General features: G+C 66.5%; 16 protein-coding genes. 11 read left to right on the forward strand and 5 right to left on the reverse strand.

The features are described 5' to 3' along the window. Positions 1–136: 136 nt before the first annotated feature. The 3 genes from C4J65_RS27085 to C4J65_RS27095 all read right to left on the reverse strand — a co-directional run bounded on the left by C4J65_RS27085 (position 137) and on the right by C4J65_RS27095 (position 3,340). Positions 137–1,114: a L,D-transpeptidase family protein gene (locus tag C4J65_RS27085; RefSeq protein ID WP_115744731.1), complete on the reverse strand. Its 978-nt coding sequence runs from the start codon at positions 1,112–1,114 to the stop codon at positions 137–139. Positions 1,115–1,200: 86 nt separating this feature from the next. Continuing rightward, positions 1,201–2,850 carry a peptidoglycan recognition protein gene (locus tag C4J65_RS27090; protein WP_240330524.1) on the reverse strand — a complete coding sequence of 550 codons (1,650 nt, stop codon included), beginning with the start codon at positions 2,848–2,850 and terminating at the stop codon, positions 1,201–1,203. Positions 2,851–2,881: 31 nt separating this feature from the next. After that, the gene (locus C4J65_RS27095) at positions 2,882–3,340 is read right to left on the reverse strand and encodes an MmpS family transport accessory protein (protein WP_240330525.1); all 459 of its coding nucleotides are present in this window, start codon (positions 3,338–3,340) and stop codon (positions 2,882–2,884) included. Between the two features lie 305 nt (positions 3,341–3,645). On the opposite strand from C4J65_RS27095, the gene C4J65_RS27100 reads away from it, so the two are divergent. From C4J65_RS27100 to C4J65_RS27140, 9 genes are all read left to right on the forward strand, one after another. Next, the gene (locus tag C4J65_RS27100; protein ID WP_162833374.1) at positions 3,646–12,321 is read left to right on the forward strand and encodes a DNRLRE domain-containing protein; all 8,676 of its coding nucleotides are present in this window, start codon (positions 3,646–3,648) and stop codon (positions 12,319–12,321) included. 90 nt (positions 12,322–12,411) lie between these two features. Then, positions 12,412–12,918, forward strand: coding sequence for an SMI1/KNR4 family protein (locus C4J65_RS27105; RefSeq protein ID WP_162833375.1), 507 nt, complete (start codon positions 12,412–12,414; stop codon positions 12,916–12,918). Positions 12,919–12,944: 26 nt separating this feature from the next. Continuing rightward, positions 12,945–13,670 carry a signal peptidase I gene (gene lepB, locus C4J65_RS27110; RefSeq protein ID WP_240330526.1) on the forward strand — a complete coding sequence of 242 codons (726 nt, stop codon included), beginning with the start codon at positions 12,945–12,947 and terminating at the stop codon, positions 13,668–13,670. 714 nt (positions 13,671–14,384) lie between these two features. Further along, a complete protein-coding gene (locus C4J65_RS27115; RefSeq protein WP_162833376.1) occupies positions 14,385–15,038 on the forward strand; it encodes an RHS repeat-associated core domain-containing protein in 654 nt (217 codons plus the stop codon). A 568-nt stretch (positions 15,039–15,606) separates the two neighbouring features. Continuing rightward, positions 15,607–15,972 (forward strand): hypothetical protein, encoded by a 366-nt coding sequence (locus tag C4J65_RS27120; RefSeq protein WP_162833377.1) that lies wholly within the window; start codon positions 15,607–15,609, stop codon positions 15,970–15,972. Between the two features lie 194 nt (positions 15,973–16,166). After that, positions 16,167–16,469, forward strand: a complete 303-nt coding sequence (locus C4J65_RS27125; RefSeq protein ID WP_162833378.1) for a hypothetical protein — start codon at positions 16,167–16,169, stop codon at positions 16,467–16,469. A gap of 328 nt (positions 16,470–16,797) precedes the next feature. Continuing rightward, on the forward strand, positions 16,798–17,127 hold the full coding sequence (locus C4J65_RS36190; RefSeq protein WP_162833379.1) for a hypothetical protein: 330 nt from the start codon (positions 16,798–16,800) through the stop codon (positions 17,125–17,127). Between the two features lie 10 nt (positions 17,128–17,137). Beyond that, the gene (locus C4J65_RS27130; RefSeq protein WP_115744738.1) at positions 17,138–17,629 is read left to right on the forward strand and encodes a DUF1877 family protein; all 492 of its coding nucleotides are present in this window, start codon (positions 17,138–17,140) and stop codon (positions 17,627–17,629) included. 380 nt (positions 17,630–18,009) lie between these two features. After that, entirely contained in the window at positions 18,010–18,495 is a 486-nt protein-coding gene (locus C4J65_RS27140; RefSeq protein ID WP_162833381.1) for a hypothetical protein, read from the forward strand. 160 nt (positions 18,496–18,655) lie between these two features. Here C4J65_RS27140 and C4J65_RS27145 read toward each other — a convergent pair whose 3' ends face one another. Then, a complete protein-coding gene (locus C4J65_RS27145) occupies positions 18,656–18,847 on the reverse strand; it encodes a DUF397 domain-containing protein (protein ID WP_115744741.1) in 192 nt (63 codons plus the stop codon). Between the two features lie 33 nt (positions 18,848–18,880). Here C4J65_RS27145 and C4J65_RS36840 point away from each other — a divergent pair, with 33 nt between their 5' ends. Then, a complete protein-coding gene (locus tag C4J65_RS36840) occupies positions 18,881–20,215 on the forward strand; it encodes an RHS repeat-associated core domain-containing protein (protein WP_240330527.1) in 1,335 nt (444 codons plus the stop codon). Between the two features lie 177 nt (positions 20,216–20,392). Then, complete coding sequence (locus tag C4J65_RS27155; RefSeq protein WP_115744742.1) at positions 20,393–20,872, forward strand: hypothetical protein; 480 nt, start codon at positions 20,393–20,395, stop codon at positions 20,870–20,872. Between the two features lie 299 nt (positions 20,873–21,171). On the opposite strand, the gene C4J65_RS36195 is transcribed toward C4J65_RS27155, so the two are convergent. After that, positions 21,172–21,519, reverse strand: a complete 348-nt coding sequence (locus C4J65_RS36195) for a hypothetical protein (RefSeq protein ID WP_162833382.1) — start codon at positions 21,517–21,519, stop codon at positions 21,172–21,174. Positions 21,520–21,648 lie beyond the last annotated feature (129 nt).

The raw sequence follows: 21,648 nt of genomic DNA on the forward strand, positions 1-21,648 counted from the left end.
GCGCGGAGGCCGGCGGGGCCCAGGCAGCACGGCGGGGCCGGAAGGACGACACGTCCCTCCGGCCCCGCCTGCGTCGCACCCGAGCCCGGAAGGGTCTCAGAGCACTGCCCGGTTCGTCCGTCCCCCCGGAGTTGCGTCAGCCGATGGCGATCCGGGGATGGGCGGACGGTTCGATCCAGTTCATGAAACGGTCCATGGTGGCCCGGGGGACGGAGACGCAACCTGCTGTGGCGCCGCTGCCGTTGACGTGAAGGAAGATGCCGGCGCCGCGGCCGGGGGTGGCGGGCCACCGGTTGAAGTTGATGACGAGTGCTTTGGCGTACTGGGTGGGGTAGCCGATGAGGTGTTCGCTGCCGCGGTCGCCGGATTCGGTCAGCGGGAAGTCCGCGCCCTGCGCGCCGTGCATGGAGTTGTAGAACTTCGACTCCGGGTCCTCCACCCACCAGTCGTCGTCCGTGACGACGTGGTACGGCATGCTCGTGCCGCTCGCCTCCACGCCGAATCCCTCGGTGATCGTGTACGTCCCGGTGGGGGTGGTCCAGGTGCCCTGCTGCCGCGTCGCCCCGTTGGTGACCCCGTTGGACCCGACCCGCCCGGACTCGGTGGAGAACTGCGCCTTCCAGCCGGCGGATCCCTTGGCCCACGCGGTGACCGTGGCGTAGGAGCCACGGGCCTTGACCGTGATCAACTGCGTGGCGTTGCCGGCCTCGACGGGGATGGGGAAGTCCGGGGCGGCTGCGCCCGGTGCCGGGTCCGGCTGAGTGCCGGTGCCGGTGCCGGCACCGGATCGCGTTCCTCCCGCCGTGTCGCCGTCGCCCGCATGGCCGGCTTCACCGGTCTTGGAGGCGGCCGCCCCGGTGGTCGGCGAGGCGCTGCCGCTCGGGGTGGCCGACGGCGAGGGGGAGGCGGACGCGGATTCGGACGCACTGGGGGAGGCCGTGGCCGTCGCGCTCGGTTCGGTCGCGCCCGGTCCCGCGTCTGCTGCCACCTGCTCCGCCGCCGTGTCGCCTTCGTCCGTACCGCAGCCGGTGGCGAGGAGCAGTGCACCGCAGGTGGCGACGGCGAGGGCGAGTCTGTGGGGGCGTATGGGCAGGGTGGCGTGTTCGGGCAGCACGAAGGGGTTCCTTCTTCGAGTACGAGACGAGGACGAGGACGAGTACGGGGGTGCGGCTGGGGGCTCTTGAACGGTGCGGGCCCGGCCTAGCGGGTGGTGAAGGGCGAGGCACCGGCGGCCGTGCGGATGGCGGGAAGGGCGTCGTAGAGGGCCTGTCCGGGGCACAGCGTGGCGTATCCGTCGCGGTGGCCGGAGATGGTGTGCAGGGTGGCCTTCTCGCCGGTCTCGTACACGCCGGTGTCGCCGGCGGCGGTGAGGGTGACCTCGGCCTCGGGGTCGACGCCGTCGAGGTTCAGCTTCCAGGCGGCGAGGTCGGCGATGGCCTGCTTCGCGGCGGTGCTGGGAGTGCCGCCGTTCTCGTAGTCGCCGAGGAGTGACACACCGGCCGAGTAGCCGTTGAAGCCGTAGGTGTGGGCGCCGCGGACCGGCTTGTCGACGCCGCCCGCCCGGCCCTCGAAGACCGTGCCGCACTTGTCGACGAAGAAGTTGTAGCCGATGTCGTTCCAGCCGTTGGTCGTCACGTGGTACGTGAGGATCGCCCGGATGACGGCCGGCGATTCGGCGCAGTCGTAGGCGTTCGTGCCCGCTGTGTGGTGGACGAAGACCGCGTCGACCTTGTCCAGGTAGGAGGGCGGGTCGGCGACGAGCGACTCGTCGGCGCCCCATTCGGCGCGGCTGACGATCGCGGGGGTGGCGGGGACGGCCGGTGACGTGGACCCGGTCGGCTCCGGCTGGGCGCTCGGCTCCGTGGTGGGTTCGGCGGTCGGGGCCACGGTGGGCTCCGAGGCCGGCTTCTCGCTCGGCGCGGGGGTGGCGGGATCCTCCGTCGGCTCCGGCGTCGGCTCCTGCGTCGGATCGGCCGAGGGCGCCGGTGCAGTCGGCTGCTCGTTCGGGGTGCTGGGCGCGGAGGTCGTCGGCTCCTCGCTCGGGGTCGGGACGCTGGGCTCGGCCGTCGGTTCCTGGACCGGCTCCTCGGAGGGGGCGGGGGTGTCGGAAGTGGCCGGCTGTCCGGTGGTCGGGGCAGCCGTGGGGTCCGGGGTCGGCTCGGCCGACTGCTCGGGGGCGGTGGTCGGCTCGGCGTTCCCGCCGGAGGGTGTGGCACTGACCGAGGCGGAGGCACTCTCTCCGGTGCCGGGCTCGGCGGAGGGCTCGCCCTTGCCGTTCCCCTTGCCGTTGCCGCCCTTGTTGCTGCTCCCGCCCCGGCCCTTGCCGCCCTTCTCGTCACCCGGGTCGATCATGTCGAGCCGCAGCGCGTCCGGCACGGCCGTCTCCTTGCCGTCGGCCACCACCCGGGCCTCGACCGCGTCCGAAGGCCCCACCCACAGCGGCTCCGAGGCACCGCGGACGCGCGAGGCGTCGCCCTCCTCCGTCTCCGGCGCCCGGATGCCGAAGTCGAGGTCGCGCCAGTCGGTCCACGTGCCGCTCTCCGCGCCGCGGGTACGGATCTGCGCGGTGCCCTCGAACTCGTCGGCGTCGTCCTCCCAGGACACGCCGACAAGCGAGAACAACTGCGTGTCCGTGCGCGGCAGTTCGCGCCTCTTCGGATCCTTGCCGTCCAGTGCCAGCGTGTGCGCCTGCGCGGGACGGGAGGCGTCGTCGGCGCCGGTGTCCCCGGAGCCTCCGGTCACGGACACCGCCGTCACCCCGGTACCCGCCAGGACGACGATCCCGGCCGCCAGCCAGATCGTGCGCTTCGGCACCCTCGAACGCCGTGCGCGGATTCCCCTCGGGCTCATGCCCACCCCTCGTGAAGTGTGTACGTCGTGATCAATTGCCGTCGGCGGGCAGCGAACCCGTGCAGGTGGCGCGCCCGAACTCCCCCATAGCTGTGGCCCGTTGGACGTGCTTGCCACGGATCGCGAGCGTGCAGGCGGCCTGTCCGCCCTTCTCGCCGAGCACGACGGCGACGGTGGGGGTCTCGCCGAGCGGCACCTGGACGGTGTGCGTCCAGGGCAGCTCGGCGTCCCGTACGACCGTGGCCCGTCCGTCCTCGTCCTGGCCGAGGTAGGAGATCTCGGCCGTGCCGTCGCCGGTGACTTCGTAGGTCACGGCGGCGGTCGGCGTCGCGGCCGGCTGCGGCTCGTCCTCGGTGTCGAGCAGTCCGTAGCCGACGAGCCCGGCGCAGGCGAGCAGCAGGACGGCAGCGATCAGGACGCCGGCCCGGCCGCCACCACTCACGGTGCGCTCCGTGCTCTCCGTGTTCTGCGCTGGTTGCTTGACTGACATGTACGGGGGCTCGGCTTTCGACGGTCCGGATCGATTGCCGGGGGTTATACACCGCGAAGTGCCCGCCACGCTATTGAGGAGACAAACCCGGTCAAAGGGTCGGCGTTTTCAGGGGTAATTTGCCCGCAATGACCCCGCGCTTGACAGGTCGTCAGTCGACTGGTCAATAATCCCGCCGCCGCGCCCCGCGAGCCGGCGTTTCCCCTGCTCGCGAGGTGCTGCACAGCTATGCACAAAGCCGTGCGGAACTCTTCGCAACGGCTCGTTCGGCGCGCCCGTTTCGCGTTCGGCGGAGTGGGCCGCCGATGGCGAAAGGTATGCACGTGAAGGTGCCTTACAGGAGATATTTCTCCTGTCTGGTGGCTGCGGCGATTGCGGGCACGCTATTGCCGCAAGTCGCTTATGCGGCCCCACCGTCGAATTCCGGCAAGGACGGTGACAAGGGATTCTTCGACACCGTATCCGACTGGCTCGGGGACGACGAGAAGGAGACCGCGGAGCCGCCGTCGTACGGCGGTCTCGGCATGGCCGACCGGCAGAAGCTCCCCAAGGGGAAGAACGCGCCGAAGGCGAAGCGGGTCAGGGAACTGACCTCGCGCCGCACCCCGACGGCCCGCTTCTGGCAGCTGTCCGACGGGCGGGTGGAGGCGGACCTGACGGCCGCGCCGACCTCCTACAAGGACCCGGCGGGCAAGTCCTGGAAGACGATCGACACCCGAGTGGCCGGGACGAAGGCCAAGGGGTTCGACTTCGCCAACAAGTCCAACACCGGTCGCAGCTGGTTCGGGTCCGACCCGGACCGGCTGCTGCGTTTCGAGGCCGGTGACGGGGGCCAGTCGGTCACCCTCGGTCTGGAGGGCACCAGCGGCCGGCTGAAGCCCGAGGCCAAGGACGCCACCGTCACCTACAAGGACGCGGTCGGCGGCGCCGATCTGTCCTACGTGGTCGGTCCGGGCCGGGTGAAGGAGAACATCACCCTGTCCGAGCGGCCCGCCGGTCCGGTGACGTACACGTTCACGCTGGACACGCAGGGGCTGACGCCAAAAGCCCGCGAGGACGGCTCGATCGCGTTCTTCGGGGAGCTGCCGAACACTCCGGTGCTGGTCATCCCGGCCCCGTACATGACGGACGCGAGGAAGTCGGCGTCGTCGCCGTACGGGTACGCGTACAGCGCCGAGGTCACGCAGAAGCTCCGGCGGGACGGCGACGGCTGGAAGCTGACGGTCACGCCGGACGCGAAGTGGCTGGCGGCGAAGGAGCGGCAGTATCCGGTCGTGATCGATCCGACGATCACGATCGCGCCGTCGCCGTCGGGTTCGCAGGACACGATGGTCCTGTCCGACCAGCCGGGCGTGAACTTCAACTCCTCCTGGAAGCTGGCGGCGGGCAAGACGTCCGCGTCGGCCACGTCCCGTTCGCTGCTGAAGTTCCCGCTGGACGAGATCCCGGACGGGGTGAAGATCGACGGCGCCCGACTGGGCGTCTACTTCGACCAGTCGCACACGACGAACGGCAACGACGTCACCATCGAGGCGCACCGTGCGACCGGCGCCTGGGACGAGTCGACGGCGACCTGGTCCAACACGTCGGGCCTGGCCGGTGAGTTGTCCGGCACCAGCGTCCAGGTCGACGACGGCGACGCGGGCACCACGGCCGCGAAGGGTTCGTGGCCGGCCTCCGGGTCGACGCTGACGCAGTACGCGATCGGCGAGGACTACCACTACAACAAGGACTCCGTCGCCGGGGACACCTACACCTGGCAGCCGAAGGTCACCGACACCGGCACCTACCGGGTGGACGTGCACTACGTCGCGGCCACCGACCGGGCGACGAACGCCCCGTACACGGTGACGCACCGGGACGGCACCCAGACGTACACCGTCGACCAGTCGGCCGGTACCAACGGGGTGTGGACGTCGCTGAACGGCGGCGGCCAACTGCCCTTCACCAAGGGCACGGTCGGCAAGGTCGTCCTCGGTGACGGACCGGCCTCGTCCTCCACAGCGGTGCTCGCGGACGCGGTGCGGCTGGTGAACCCGGCCCAGATCGTGAAGAACAAGGGCGAGTACAACCAGTGGCACGAGTTCCCGGTCGCCGACACGGTGCAGAAGTGGGTGAGCGGCACCGCCGCCAACCACGGCTTCGTGCTGATGGCGAAGGACGAGTCGTCCACCGGCCCACTCGGCGGCCCCCGCTACGAGGCCGGTGACGGCGCCTACGGCGGTGAGACGTCCACCATCCCCCGGCTGACGGTGACCTACGGCAAGGTCGGCACGTCCCTGAACTCGCCGACCGTGGTGCACTCCACGGGCCCGGAGCTGTCCTGGAAGGCGTATTCCAACACCACCGGTGACAGCGGCCTGGACATCGTGGAGTACCAGCTGCACCGCTCCACGCAGCAGGCCTTCACCCCGTCCGCGGCGACCCTGATCGCGCCGATCGGCGCGTCGGACACCACGTACACGGACACCACCGCGATCCCGACGCCCGACTCGGCCGCCAACGAGATCGACAAGTCGTACTACTACCAGATCGCGGTGAAGACGAAGAGCGGGGAACTGCTCGGCTCGCCGACCCGCATCGTCGGCATCCCCAAGGCCGGCCGGACGATGAAGATCATCCAGGGCAGCCAGGGCGGCGTCACCGACACCACCCTGTCCTCCGCCCAGCCGTCCACCAACCAGGACACCATCCGCTCCTGGGACGTCGACCAGAAGTGGCTCAGCGTCGGCAACAACTCCGGCACCTACGGCAAGACCCGCGCCGCGCTGAAGTTCCCCACCGACGACATCCCCTCCACCGCCACGGTGATCAACAACCGCATGTACATGTGGGGCGCGGAGACCACCACCGACACCGACGGCGCGATCTACGAACTCCACGCCCTGACCCGGGACTTCTCCGAAACCCAGGCCACGTGGAACAACGCCACCTCCACCACCGCCTGGTCCAGCGCGGGCGGTGACATGTCCGCCGCCGTCTCCGACACCGTGGCGAGCGTGTCGGACGTCGGACGCCACTGGTGGGACGCGACCGGCCTGATGCAGAGCTGGATCGACGACCCGGCGGGCAACAAGGGCGTCGCGGTGAAGCTGAAGGACGAGTCCGCCTCCGGCCCGCAGGAGCGCACCCTGTTCCTGTCCGCCGAGGCCGCCGACCCGCAGCTGCGCCCGTACATGCAGGTCATCTACGTCGACTCCACCACCGAGGACACGTACTACGCCCCGCAGACCCCGTCCCGGATGACCCCGAACACCACCTACACGGTGGACTTCACGGTCACCAACACCACCTCCGCCCAGTGGGCGGAGGGCGAGCGGGAGCTGTCCTACACCTGGAAGCTCCCCGACGGCACCGACGTCACCACCGGCGGCAACCAGCTCGCCACCCCGATCCCGGCGCTGCCGCCCGGCAAGTCGGCCACGATCCAGGCGAAGGTCTCCACGCCGGTCAACTCGGACTCGGGCAACAAGCGCGGCGAGTACGTGCTCGGCTGGGACGTCCGCAAGACGGCGGACGGCAGCTGGCTGTCGGCCGGCACCAACGGCATCCCCCCGCTGAAGCAGAGCGTGGCGGTCGAGGACCCCACCTCCAACCAGCTGGGCCTGGAGAAGTTCTACTCCTACACCGGCAAGAACACCGGCGCCGGCTCCACGGTCATGAACAACCTGGCCTCCGGCAACAGCGTCTGGTCCTACAACGCGTTCACCAACCCGGGCCGCGGCCTGACGACGTTCGCGCGCTTCTCCTACAACTCGCTCGACACGTCCGACACCGTCTCGGGCGCGGGCTGGTCCGCACAACTCGCCGGTCCCGTCCGCCTGGGCGCGCCCCTGGACTTCCACCCCAACCCGAATCCGACCGAGGTCCGCCTCCCCGACGGCGACGGCACCAGCCACGTCTTCCGCCTTCAGGACGACGGCACCTGGAAGGCCCCGGCCGGCGTCCACTACCGGCTGTCGGCCAAGGCCGGCCTGGACTGCAAGCCCAGCAAGGACCCCGTCCCGGACGCCTGGACCCTGCTGCGCCCGGACGGCACCCGCTTCCTCTTCGGCTGCGACGGCTATCTGACCTCGACGGTCGACAAGAACGGCAACACGCAGACGTACACGTACGAGGAACGCAAGTCCAACAACAAGCCGACCAAGTTCCTCAAGTACATCACCGACCCGGCGGGCCGGACCTCTCTCACCGTCGACTACTACGACAAGGCCGACGCGCCGTTCCCGAAGGTCGCGGACCACGTCCGGTCCATGACCGACGTCTCGGGCCGCAAGCTGACCTTCGAGTACTCGGACAAGGCGCTGCTGACCAAGCTGACCGACGGTGCGGGCTCCGCCCAGCCGAAGGTGTTCGCCTTCACCTACGACGCCACCCAGGGCAACAAGAACGTCAAGCTGGTCACCGTCACCGACCCGCGCGGCAGCGGCACCGACCTGGCGTACTACGCGCCGCAGACCGGCGACGACCCGAAGTACCACTGGTGGACGAAGACCCTCACCGACCGCCTCGACGGTGACACGGTCTTCACGTACGCGGCGAACACGGCGAACCCCAAGTTCACGGACACCACCGTGACGGACGCCGAGAGTCACGCGACCAAGTACGTCATCGACGACTACGGCCGCCCCGTCCAGACCACCAACGCCAAGTCCCAGACCATGAAGATGAGCTGGGACGCGGACAACAACGTCACCTACCTGGAGGAGGCCAACGGCGCGAAGACCGCCTACTGCTACGACCAGAAGACCGGCCACCCGCTCTGGTCACGTGACGCCGAGAACAACAAGACGGGCGTGCCCGACCAGGTGACCGCCTGTGTGACGGACACCTCCAAGTGGCCGGCCGACGCGGCGAAGTACGAGTACCAGACGCGCGCCGACGGCTACGCCGCCGACCTGTGGCGCAAGACCTCGCCCGAGGGCCGCGCCTGGCAGTTCGGCTACGACACCTTCGGCAACCTGAAGACGGTCACCGACCCCAAGGGCGTCGCGACGGCCACGGCCGACGACTACACCACCAAGTACGAGTACAACGCCTACGGCCAGCTGACCAAGGCGATCGACGCCAACGGCAGCCCGACGACGAACAGTGACTTCGGCCCGACCGGCTACCCGGAGACGATCACCGACGCGCTCGGCAAGTCGACGACGTTCGTCTACGACGAGCGCGGCCAGGTCCGCGAGACCACCGACGCGCTGGGCAAGAAGATCACGCAGACGTACGACACCTTTGGGCGTCCGCTGGTCAAGGTCCTGCCGAAGGACCAGGCGGCCGGTGACCTGATCACGCTGGCGGCGCCGGAGTACGACGCCAATGACAACGTCACCAAGGCGACGGCGCCCAACGGTGCGGTCTCCACGGCGGTCTACGACGCGGCCGACCAGATCACCGCGGCGACCGCGCCGAAGGACACCGACACTTCCGCCGAGCGGAAGACGGTCTACGCCTACGACAAGGTCGGCAACCTCAAGACGACGACCGAGCCCAAGGGTGTACTGACCACGGGCGACGCCACCGACCACGTCACCACCAACGCGTTCGACGAGATCTACCAGCTCACCTCCGTGGTGAACTCCGAGCAGCACAAGATCTCGTACGAGTACGACAACGTCGGCAACGTCATCCGGATCATCGATCCGAAGAAGAACGCCACGGCGGACACGGCCGACTACCTGACCAAGAACGCCTACGACCTGAACCACCGGGTCACCACGGTCACGGACGCCGCCGGCAACTCCGTCTCGACGACCTACGACAAGGACTCCTTGGCCATCCAGACCAAGGATGCCGAGGGCAACATCACCTACGTCGACTACGACGAGCGCGGAAAGAAGAAGGAGGTCCGGACCCCCTACGAGGGGACCACGTTCCGCAAGACCCAGTACGAGTACGACCAGGTCGGCAACACCACCAAGGTCATCTCCCCGCGTGGTACGGCCACGGCGGCCGCGGACGACTTCGCCTCGCGCACCGAGTACGACGCGTTGAACCGTCCGGTCAAGCAGTTCCAGCCGTACGACCCGGCCGACTCCCGTTACAACAGCCCGAACGTCTACACGCAGACCGTGTACGACGCGGTGGGCCGCGTGACGAAGAAGTCGCTGCCGCCGTCCGAGGGCCAGACGGTCCGTAACGACACGGTCTTCGAGTACTTCGACAACGGCTGGACGAAGAAGTCCACCGACCCGTGGGACATCACCACCACGTACGACTACACCGAGCTGGGCCAGCAGAAGGCCCGCACGCTCACCTCTGCGGGCGGCTCCTCGGACCGCACGATGACGTGGTCGTACTACCCCGACGGCAAGCTGAAGTCCAAGGCGGACGACGGTGTGCCGGTGGGCAAGTCGGTGGTCCTGGTGGACAACTCCGACAGTCAGCACACCTCTTCGACCGGTACCTGGACGAAGGGTGACGTCGCCGGGCAGCACGGCTACGACCACCGCACGCACGCGGCCGGTACGGGCACGGATGCCTTCACGTGGACGCTCAACATCCCCAAGGACGGCACGTACACCGCGTACGTGAAGTACCCGGAGGTGACGGGCGCGGCCACGACGGCGAAGTACACGCTGTCGCAGGGGTCGACGAGTGAGCCCGCGGTCACCAAGGACCAGAACGCCAACACCGGCACCTGGGTCCCGCTCGGCTCGTACAGCCTCAAGCAGGGCAATGACGCCAAGCTGAAGCTGGAGCAGAACAGCGGCGGCATTGTGGTCGCCGACGGCGTCAAGCTGGTGCGCGACACCTCCGGCGAGACGGACTCCGAGAAGAAGTCCTTCGCCTACGCCTACGACGCCAACGGCAGTCTGACCTCGATCGACGACACCTCCTCCGGTGCCAAAATCGATGCCTACACGATCGCCTACACCGGCCTCAACCAGGTCGCCAAGGTCACCGAGGCGCTCGCCGGGACTGAGAAGAAGTCCACGTCGTACACCTACGACATCAACGGCAAGCCGGAGACAATCACTCATCCCGACCAGTTCTCCAAGTACACCTACAATCTGCGGGATCTGGTCGAGACCGTCTCGGTCGGCAAGTCGTCCACGGACGCCTCGCCGAAGGTGACGTCGTACACGTACACCGACCGTGGTCTGAAGCTCCAGGAGACCAAGAACAACAAGAACACGGTCGACTACACCTACTACCTCAGTGGTGCGGTCAAGACGACTGCCGAGAAGAAGCCGAACGGCACTCTCGTCTCCTCGCACACCTACGCCTACGACCCCGATGGGAACAAGGCGCAGGACGTCGCGAAGAAGATGAACGCCGACAGCAACTCGGCCTATCTCGAGTCGACCACGGACTACACCTACGACCCCGCGAACCGGCTCGCCGAGTCGGTCAAGACCGGTAACGGGGCGGGCACCGAGACGTACGTCCACGACGACAACTCCAACGTCATCAGTCAGACGGTCAAGGGCACGTCCACGACGTACGCCTACGACCGCAACCGGCTGGTCTCCGCGACGGTGGGCGGCTCGACGGCGACGTACAACTACGACCCGTTCGGTCGCCAGGAGTCCGTCACCGGCGGCGGCAAGGTCATCGAGCGCTCGGTGTACGACGGATTCGACCATGTCGTCGAATCCCAGAAGATGGACGACGCGGGCACGCTGAAGTCCACCAAGTACACCTTCGACCCGCTGGACCGCACGGCGTCCAAGACGGCCGACGGCAAGACCACCGACTTCAGCTACCTGGGTCTGTCGACCGAGGTGCTCGGTGAGGAGGTCGCCGGCGAGCTGACGAAGTCGTACCAGTACAGCCCGTGGGGCGAGCGTCTCTCGCAGGTCAAGCACAAGACCGACGGCACCAGCGAGGACGGCTACTACGGCTACAACTCGCACACCGACGTCGAGACGCTGACCGACGAGAACGGCAACGCCAAGTCCACCTACGGCTACACCGCCTACGGGTCGGACGACGAGTCCGAGTTCACCGGCATCGACAAGCCCGACGCCGCCGACCCGACCAAGGAGGCCTACAACCCCTACCGCTACAACTCGAAGCGGTGGGACGCCCACTCGGGCACCTACGACATGGGCTTCCGGGACTACAACCCCGGACTCAACCGGTTCACCACCCGGGACATGTACAACGGTGCCCTCGCGGACATGGGGCTCGGCTCCGATCCGTACACCGGAAACCGGTACGCATTCACCGGTGGAAACCCCACCAGCTTCGTCGAGCTGGACGGCCACATCTTCGGCTGTGACTGGTGCGACGACGTTCTCGACACGATCGGGGATGCTGCTGTCGGAGGTGCCAAGAAGGCAGGGGGCGGTTGGAAGACCGCCGTCGACGTCTTCCTCGACGGCATCGGATGGAACACCGAGACGGCCCCCAACGGGTACGAGTCCGACTACACGGGCGACCGCAGCAAGGGCCGGCTCGTCGAGCCCGACGGGCAGTGGGACTGGGTCGGGGGAGACACTCTTTTTCCGTTCGGGCAAGACTACTGCGACAACGACGAAAGCGTGGCCTTCTATCAGGCTCTCGACAAGTACGACCGGGCACAAGGAGCGCGGGCCTGCCTCAACTCCGGGGACTTCAGCTGGGAGAGCGGAGAGGACAAGGTTGTCAAGGGCAACTCCGACTCCATGATCCAGGGAACTCAGGTCCCGCGGCCCATGCGGGACTTCCCCGAGACCTGGACCCCTGGTTTCAAGTTCGGCCAGAACATGAACCGTGGCCACCTGTTGGGAAATCAGCTGGGTGGTAGCGGTACCGAGATGCGGAATCTCGTCACCTTGTACGCCAGGCCCAATCAGAAGTTGATGGCGGCGTACGAGAACCAGGTTGCCGACATGGTGGCCAAGGGGCAGACGGTCTACTACGAGGTGACCGCCAACTACACAGGGAAGAACGCCGTTCCCGATAGCCTGACCATCAAGTGGTTGAACCTGGACACAGGAGAAATGCCACGCGATCCCATTACGATCTGGAACACACCGACGGGACTCAAGCCGTAGGTCGGTAAGCTGGATCACCAGGGGTACAGGCGGACATCGGTCCTGATGTCCGCCTGTACCCGCCCTTCTGTGAAAGGTCTACACATGTGGGTGCAACGTATTCTCGAGTTCACCGGCTGGGAGCCGTCGGCGCACTCCGTCGACTGGACAACGGTCGAGGAAGAGCTTCAGATTCCTCTGCCTGCGGACTTCAAGGAGCTGTGTGAAGCTTTCGGCGGAGGTACCTTCTGTGATTCCGTCGCTTTTCTCGGCAGCATGGAAGGCTCCCATTTCAATCTTCTCCTGCCGTGGCGAGCACCCCTTCCCATTCCTGTGGAGAGCGGTCAGTACCCGGAGTACACGCCGGGCAGCAAGGGTTACATCACATGGGCCTCGACGGAATGGGGAACTGAGTACTGCTGGCTTGTCGACGCGCAACAGCCCGGTACATATCCCGTCCTCGCGCGAGGCGACGCCGGCGAGTGGTGCGAGTACGACATGTCGACGTCGGAATTTCTTTACAGGGTCCTGACGGACAAGGAATTCACGCCTTTCGGTATTGCGCAATACGAGCTTGAGCCGACGTTCCAGCCGGGCCCCTCGGTCCACGGCAGTTGAGCAGGGTCAGACAGGGAGGGGCGTTCGTGCAGTCGCAACGTGCGGGCCGCGGACTCGGAGTCGCCGCCTGGGTACTGGTTCCGCTGGGGTTGGTGCTCTTGCTGGGAGCCGCTGGTGGGATCGCGCGCACCGGTGTCCTGGACCGGGAGCGGATCACCGTCGCGGGCGACGCGATGCGGCCCACCTATCGTCCGGGCGAGCAGGTGACCATTGGGCGCGTCGGCGAAGCCGAGATCCGCCGCGGCGACGTCGTCCTCGTCAGTGTGCCGGGGCGGTACGGCGGCGCACCGGTCCTCCAGCGGGTGATCGGTCTGGGCGGTGACCGCGTGGAGTCCCGCGACGGTACGCGTGTCGCGGTGAACGGCAAGGTGATCGACGAACCATATGTGATGCGCAACAAGTTCGCCTCGGCAGGAGCCCCGTACGACGTCACCGTTCCGGAAGGGCGACTGTTCCTCCTCGGTGATCACCGGGCCAACGCGAATGACTCGCGCTACTTCCTCAGCGAACAGTCGGGGAGCGTCGCGGCCTCCGATGTGCGCGGCCGCGTCCAGGACGAGTCGGCCACGTCACTGTGGCCACTGGCCCTGGGAGCCTTCGGAGCCCTGCTGACGCTGGTCGGGGTCGGGCTGGGCATCGGCGGGTACATGGCCGGGCAGCGCCCCCGGAGCGCGGATGCGGCAGTACCACCATGGACTGGCCCCCACTCGGAGGGCGGCGCTTCAGTACTCACCGTGCACAAGAACCCGTAGGCACATACCGGATGCCGTGGGGGTTGCCTGGCAGACACAGGCGCGTCGCCTTCTGCTGCATCGGACCGCTGCTGATCGGCCGTAGTGCCGCGCAGCAGCAGGCGCGTACCAAAACCGCCGTCGGCGTCGCGGCGACGCCGGTCGCCCAAGGCTCAGTTCGAACACGTCGGCATCTGAAGGCCGAAGGGCGGTGAGGCGGTCGCACGGGCGACTCAGGTGCACAGATGGTTGTACGGGTTCCAGAAATGTGAGGGGTGAGAAGCCGCAATGCCTGGACCCGTGATGATCACGCCGCCCCTTGCGCTGGGCTGGAGGAGGAGTGAAGGAACTCCTCGCTGAGCCAGCCTCGAAGTTTCATGACGGTCCGCCGACGGAGTCGGTGGACCGTTTTCGTGCCATGGGCTGAGGGTGGGCAAGCCGAGGGCCCGAGTGTCATCGGGGTGGCGCCGGGTTCCACTGCTCGGTGTCGGGCTGTTGTCATAGGGGAAGGGCTCAGCCGACTGGAAGGCGCAGTTCAGCACGAGCGCCGGGCGAGTCAGGTCCAACGGCGTCACCTACGGGGCCACGTGACGGCAGGGCACGTACTACGCCCTCCGGGACCTACACCTCACCGGCCAGCAGGGCTACGCCCACCGCACCCACGTCGCCGGCACCGGCACGGACGCCTTCACGCGGACGCTGAACATCCCCGAGGACGGCACGTACACCGCGTACGTGAAGTACCCGGTGGTGACCGGCGCCGCCACGACCTCGACGGGCGCTCGCCCCGGGCGACCGACGCCGAGGGCAACACCACGGAGACGGCCTTCGACCGGCGCGGCCTGGTCAAGGAGATCAAGGTCCCGTACTCCAAGGACGCCTCCGGCACCATCCGAGTTCACCGGCATCGACAAGCCCGACGCGACCGACCCGACCAAGGAGGACTACAACCCCTACCGCTACAACTCCAAGCGCTGGGACGCCCAGTCCGGCACCTACGACATGGGCTTCCGCGACTACAACCCGGGCCTCAACCGCTTCACCACCCAGGACATGTACAACGGCGCCCTCGCCGACATGGGCCTGGGAACGGACCCGTTCACCGGCAACCGTTACGCCTTCACCGGCGGCAACCCGGTCAACAACGTGGAACTTGACGGCCACATGCCCGCGCCGATCGATGACGGTAGCAGCAGCACTCCGCCGCCGGGTGGCTACGGGACGCCGGGGTTCATCGGGCCTTGCCCGATGCCCGCCGTCGCCCCCAAGGTGCAGAACCCCGATTTGCAGAAGGTTCTCACCTCGGAGATCTACATAAAGCCCGGAAGTACTCCTGCCGTTGGAACCGGAAAGGTCAGCGAGACGGTTGCCAACGAGCTCAGGTCGTAAGAGCAATAATTCACTACTGAGCGACGGTGACCGGAAGATCGCCCTGAGCGAAGCCAAAGAGATCTGGGATGCATTCGACACACCCGACTCAACCGGTAAAATCGCACAGTTGATGAACGACAACCCGGAAATCGGCAAGGCAGTGCAGTCAGCGCTCAAGCGCACTGCCGAGTCCGCGTCCATGGCGTCGGTGACAGGGGGGGGCAGTTCCATGAGGACCCCCGCGGGTTCAAGGCTCCCCGGTTGGCTAACAAGCGGAAGATGCCACGTATCCTGGGCGTGGCAGGTGGGGTTCTCACGGTTGGCCAGGCCCCTTCGTATGTCAGGACGTACGGGTGGGGGCGTGGTGCCTGGGAGATGTTCAAAGACATAGTGGACCCCTTCGGGGTCTCTGATGCCCAGTACCAGCCGAGCGTCGCATAACGTCCAATTCGGGAAATTGCGCCCAAGGGGCGTCCGGGGGTTCAGGGGGTCGTGTCGCAACTGCTCAGACCCCCTGGGCTCACTCATTCGGCCCGTCAACGACGAACTGCGGATACCATAGATGGAAACTTCGGACAGTGAATTCGTGCGGCACAGCATCTGGGAGCATGTCTCGGAGGCTCGCCCCTTCGTATCTGAGCTCGAAGCGGAAGAACTGGAACTTACGAACGGTGAGTGTTCCGATCCCGGTATGTATTCCATGCTGAGTTACGGGTTCGTGCACCCGGTGTTCCGACCTGCGCTGGAACAGTTGGTGGAGGCAGTCATCGTCCGCTCTGCCCGCCTGGTAGAGGCGCTCCTGGAATCTGGACGCCCTCAGGTCATCGAACTCGTCAGCATTCGCGTCACGGATCAACTGCTGGGTTTCCCTGAACTCTGGGAACGGTTTTCGAGCTATGCGGGCCCACGCATGCGGCTCGAGGCGGAGCTGCGACGGGAGTACTACTGCTGATGTTCCGTGAGATCCGGCTGGACTGCTCGTGACTGGTGGATGGTCGGTGAGGCTGCGGGGCGATGGGATACGGCAGCTGTAAGCCCATCCTGTGGCAGTGATGCGCCACAACGAGGCCCTCGTGGTGGAGCGCCTTTCTTCGGTGTTCAACCAGGGGGAGCTCGGTGGACGGGGATTGTTGGAGGGACTGGTCGGTGGCAACAACACGAGCGTCCTCCGTCGTCAAGTCCTGCGGTGCTGCCGTGCTGTATGCGGTGGCGGCGGCCCTGGTGCTGTTCAGCTTTGCCATGACGGTCGAAGCGGACAACCCGGCTGCGTTCCCGGGACGACCCGACAACGACGGGGCTTTTGGAGCGCTGCTGTGTGTCGGTATCGCTGCCCTTTCGGCGGCGGTGGCCGTGACATCGCTCTCGCGACGCCTGCTGTCCAAGGTCGTCTGCGCGGTGATCATCCTTGTATGCGTCTATCGAGTGGTCGGCGTCGCCGGACAGCTCTGATGCCCGGCGCCCAAACCGCAGAGCGGCCCCTCGGGCGGAGGAGGGCGGTGGGGGACTCAGGGTCGTTATGGGCCGGCGGATGTCTGATGGCTGGATCGCTCCGGTGCGGGAACGGCCTTCGGTGCCGGGGCCGGGTACACCTACGATCCCTTCGGTCGCCAGCAGTCGGTCACCTCCGGCGGGAAGGCCGTGTCCCAGAGCGTGTACCTGGACCCGGAGTGAGGCGGAGTCAGTTCCTTGAAGTGGACAATTCCGATTTCTTCGTCGGCATGGGTACTGAATAAATCTGTGCGTCCGCCCGTCGTTGCAAGATTGAGATTTTCCGAGAATGGAGAACTGTTTTGGGGCATCTCGATGGCATTACTTCATCGAAGGCCAGAACGATGCACAGTCCGCATTGGATGATTTGCGTGAGCGTGAATTTGTCAAATCCTGGAGCGACTGCGGCCCTCCCATTACATCGCTTTCTGAACTGGTGAACAGTGGTGCACTCGGGGAAGAGGGTGCGCACTCGATCACCGACGTCGATCGTGTTATCGAATCCGACGATCCTGAATACGATGAAGACGGAACGGTTCGATTGCTCCTTCCGCAGGGACGGGCCGTGATAAAATTGAAAAATCCGTCCGTTTTTATAGTGTTCTTTACTTTCCTGTGAAGTGGAATGGATGAAGGAAATGGCTTCCTCGTTGCGAATGCGCCGCGTTTCTCCAACTGATTTGGAAAGGGGCGTGGCACATCTGGAGGAGGGTTTTACCGCCACACTCGACAACGACGTCTTCGGCGTCGAGCAAGAATCAGGTGTGCTCTGCAGTCTGGGCGAGGACTGGCAAGAGGTCAACGTACTGCTCACCGGAGAAGAATTTCCGAGGCTGAGCCCAGGAGCGTTGCCGGTTCTGGGTGGGGATCACATCGCCAGCATGGGAAGCCCCATCGATGTGATGCTGTGGCTGGGCAAGGCGGAAGTGGCCGAGGCCCTCGCCTTTCTGGAGAGCACCGACTTCCAGGAAGCACTGAGGGCCCACCAGGGCGACATGGGTCATCTGCTCCAAGTCCGAGGCGAGACATACCTCTCGCGTCTGGAGCAGCTGAAGCGCTTTTACGGCCTGGCAGCGCAGGAGGGGCAAGCAGTGGTAAAGCGCGTCTACGGCCACTATTAGCCCCGGCCGGACGGTCTCTGTCGGCTACGACGGACTGCGTCCTGCCGGCCCGCAAGCATGGCAACAACTCCCTCACCGGCTCGGCGTACGCTCCTCGCGGGGCGCACGCCGGCCGGTCGCGCCCGGGTGGTGCGACGGTTCAGCGCACACCGAGGTCCTTCCCGACGCCCCATTCGACGGTGGTGCCTGGCTCCTCGCCGGTCACCCACTTGGCACGCCAGGTGTGTCCGCGGTGGGAGACCGTCTCTCTGTCGGTGCAGACGTTCCCGGCCGTCCAAGCCCCCGCGGTGCAGCCGCTTCGTGAACCGCTGGACCGACTGAACCCCCGGTGTTCGGGGTGGACCGGCACTTCCACGGGCTGCTTGAACGGGGCAAGCGCGGTGATCGTTGTGTTCGGGCTCCTGTCGCAGTTCCTCGGTATCTTCGGCGGCATGGGAGCGAGTAGCTGGTTGTACTTCACGCCTTTCTCGCAGAGCGAGCAGGCCGCGCTGGACTGTCTTCGTGAGGCGGTCTTCGCGCGTGATGCCGAGTACTACGGAGAAGAAGGTGTCGAGTCGCTGGCCGCGCTGATGGAGAGCGGCTGGCTGGAGGAAGGCCCGGCGCATTCGGTGCTCGATGTCGAACGCATCGTCCGTTGCGAACCTGACTTGGAAGGTCCCGGCGATGTCAGGGTGCTCGAAGGTCCCGAAGTCGTCGACCTGTTCGGGACCGCGCAGCCGTCACGGGACATCGTCCAGCAGGCCGTCAAACGTGCTGGTGACGGGTGGTTCCCTCCGTTCGGCCGCGGCTCCGGCTGTTGCACGACAGTCTATGGCGGCGACGGCCGCCCAGAGGAACTGTGCTTCTGGGGGACCACCGGCGATTGATCCAGGACCGCCGGGTGAGACCTCTACTGCACGGGACTACTCCCGTGGTGTCCGGTGCGGAAGACGCGTGGCCGCGAGGCGGCGGCGAAGCGACCCCCACGGGACGTCGAGTAACGGTAGAGGCGGCTGGGGCAGCGACGCGCGCGGCCCCACCGGAAGTTCACGCACGCGAGTCGGCCGCCAGTGTCGTGAACGCCGACCAGGCATCGCGGGACACGGCCAGCGCCTGCCTGTCCGTGTCCTTCGAGTCCCGGACGAGGACGGCCCCGGTGCGCATGGCGACCTCGACGCAGTTGTCCCCGGAGCTGCCGCTGTAACTGCTCTTGAACCAGGCCAGTTCAGTGGTACTCATAGTGCTCCTCGCATCTGCTCCAGCAGGCTTACTGTGGCTTCACGGGTCACGGCCGACTACACCTACGACCCCTTCGGCCGCCAGCAGTCGGTGACGTCGCAGGGGCAGGTCATCTCCCGGAGCGTGTACGACGGCTTCGACCACGTCGTGGAGTCCCAGAAGAGGGACGACACCGGCGCGATGAAGTCCACCACGTACACCTTCGACCCGCTGGACCGCACCGCCTCGAAGACGGCGGACGGCAAGACCACCGACTTCGAGTACCTCGGCCTGTCCGGTGAGGTCCTCGACGAGAAGGTCGCCGGCGAGCTGACCAAGTCCTACCAGTACAGCCCGTGGGGCCAGCGCCTGTCGCAGATCAAGCACAACACCGACGGGACGATGGAGGACGGCTACTACGGCTACAACAGCCACACCGACGTCGAAACCCTGACGGACACCAACGGCGACACCAAGGCCACCTACGGTTACACCGCCTACGGCTCCAACGACGAGTCCGAGTTCACCGGCATCGACAAGCCCGACGCGACCGACCCGGCCAAGGAGGACTACAACCCCTACCGCTACAACGCCAAGCGCTGGGACGCCCAGTCCGGCACCTACGACATGGGCTTCCGCAACTACAACCCGGGCCTCAACCGCTTCACCACCCGGGACATGTACAACGGCGCCCTCGCCGACATGGGCCTCGGCACCGACCCCTACACCGGCAACCGCTACGCCTTCACCGGCGGCAACCCCACCAGCCTCATCGAGTACGACGGACACCGGCTCGCCGAATGCAACGAGTCCGGCTACACCTGCACGATGAACAGCGCCGGCGGTTGGGACGTCGGCTACACGGCTCCGCCCTCGAGCAACGGCTATACAGAGGGTGCGGCAGCGGAGCCTTTCTTCGACTTCGGGAACGACTTCCCGTACGACCCCGAGGCCGAAGCCGGGTGGAAGGACTACTGGAACTGGAACGTGTGGGATGCAAAGATGCACGGAGGCATGCTCGGCTCAGCACTGGGCTTCTACTCTGATGGTGCCCTGGACGACGCGGTCCCGCTCTACTCTCACTACCGCAGCGGAACGGGATCGGACGAGGAAGTCAACTACCGGGAGGCCTACTACGAGGACGCCGCGATCAAGGCGGCCGTGGACAACGAGATCACTCTCGCGCAGGCTGCGGCGGAAGAACTCAGCGGATCCCTCGGCGACTCGTTCGACATGACCGGACAGCTCCGGAACATCAAGGGATACCCCGAGACCGAGAACTGGCAGAAGGCCTTGGGCGACCACAAGATCTGGGGCAGCGCCACGGTCACACGGAACGGCAACGAGATGGGCATGAGCGTCACGGTTCACGCGCCCCGGACAACGTAAACGGTGGGTTCGCGACCCTGGGCTGGGCCAAACCCTTCCTGGTACGAGGTACGTTCACGCGCAACGTGACATGAACCATCGGACAGGCAGGCGGCACCACGGTGGGTAGCGATGTGTACCGGTAGGAAAGATGGACGGCTGCGGATCCGCCGGGCCTCCTGCCTCGCAGCAGCGACCGTGGCCGTGCTCGTACTGGCGGGGTGCGGTCATCGGACCGGGTCGGCGGACGCTGCCGGGGCCCCGGAATCCCGGTCCGGGGAGATCGGTGAGCCCGGCATCCGGCAGGACAAGGACCTCGTGCGGAAGTACTTCCCCGAGCTGGGGGACTTCGATGCCGTGGAGTGGGCAGGGAAAATCCTCGGCAAGGGCAGGTCATCAGTGCCGGGTCCCTCGGACTTCCGGGTGTCCGGGGTCGTCCGGCTCGCGGACGCCGACGTGGCAAGGCTGAGCGAGGACTACGCATGGCAGAACGAGCCCGGTACACCGGTGGTGCTCAACACCGTCCGTCCACGTGTGCCGGTAAGCGTCCAGTGGCAGACGAGTGAGGACTTCGTGACTGCCGTTACGCAAGGACGCTACTCCGCCACGTTCTACGCCGACTTCAAGCGGAAGTTGATCGTCTTCGACGCGATCAACCCGGAGAAGAAGGCAGTGTAGAGCCGTCGGGACTCCACTTGGGGGCCGTTGCCCGGACTTACGCGTCCGGGCAACGGACCCTTCGGCTTTTTATCGTCTGTGAACGAGGAGTTCGGGGTGTGTCAACTTAACGGCCCTGTCGGGTGAAGCCTGCTCGTCCGTGCATCTGGCGTGCGATCCGCTTGGTCTTGGTGTTGACGCCCTGGCCGGCCGCCCTCGAGGTCCTCGAGTGCGGCCGGCCACCGCGTACGGTGTTTCCGCCGTCGGTGGTCCCGAGTGCGGTGTCCGGGTCGAGGAGGAAACGGTGCTGAACGACCTGCTCACGGACCTCGGCACGCAGTCCCGCTGAGGCGCGCCCCCGGCCGCGGCGGGCGCCGAATTCTGCGTGTACCGACTGACACACCCTCGTCACGCGCGTCCTCGTGCACCACCTCGCCCGGTACCGGGACGCCGGCCTTCCTGGCGACCCCGAAAGGTGACTGCGCCGTTTCGTCGCGCCATTCCTTGACGTGCGAGTGGTAAAGACGCTCGCGGCGCAGGACAGCGCCCTTCTCGTTCTTGGGTGCGGCGTCGTACTCGGCCACGATGCGCAGTTTGTACTCCGGACTGAAGGAACGGCGCTTCGGCCTGGGGGCCGGGTCGGACTCGGCGGGGTTGGTACTGGTCATGAGGGGGTGGTTCTCCTGTCGTGCCCTCTCAGGCTAACCCGACGAAGCGGGGCGTCTCACCCAAGGCTGACAGAGGGGGTGGGCCGGCTGGGACCACAAGGACCAGGCGCAGGCCCTCTTCGAGCTACT

The sequence above is a fragment of the Streptomyces sp. CB09001 genome (assembly GCF_003369795.1).
In the GTDB taxonomy this organism is placed as follows: domain Bacteria; phylum Actinomycetota; class Actinomycetes; order Streptomycetales; family Streptomycetaceae; genus Streptomyces.

What these genes read in the sequence shown, in the direction of transcription:
- C4J65_RS27090 (WP_240330524.1), bottom strand. Translation starts at nt 2,850, where the DNA reads ATGAGCCCGAGGGGAATCCGCGCACGGCGTTCGAGGGTGCCGAAGCGC.
- C4J65_RS27095 (WP_240330525.1), bottom strand. Translation starts at nt 3,340, where the DNA reads ATGTCAGTCAAGCAACCAGCGCAGAACACGGAGAGCACGGAGCGCACC.
- C4J65_RS27100 (WP_162833374.1), top strand. Translation starts at nt 3,646, where the DNA reads ATGGCGAAAGGTATGCACGTGAAGGTGCCTTACAGGAGATATTTCTCC.
- C4J65_RS36190 (WP_162833379.1), top strand. Translation starts at nt 16,798, where the DNA reads ATGGAGAACTGTTTTGGGGCATCTCGATGGCATTACTTCATCGAAGGC.
- C4J65_RS27130 (WP_115744738.1), top strand. Translation starts at nt 17,138, where the DNA reads ATGAAGGAAATGGCTTCCTCGTTGCGAATGCGCCGCGTTTCTCCAACT.
- C4J65_RS27145 (WP_115744741.1), bottom strand. Translation starts at nt 18,847, where the DNA reads ATGAGTACCACTGAACTGGCCTGGTTCAAGAGCAGTTACAGCGGCAGC.
- C4J65_RS36195 (WP_162833382.1), bottom strand. Translation starts at nt 21,519, where the DNA reads ATGACCAGTACCAACCCCGCCGAGTCCGACCCGGCCCCCAGGCCGAAG.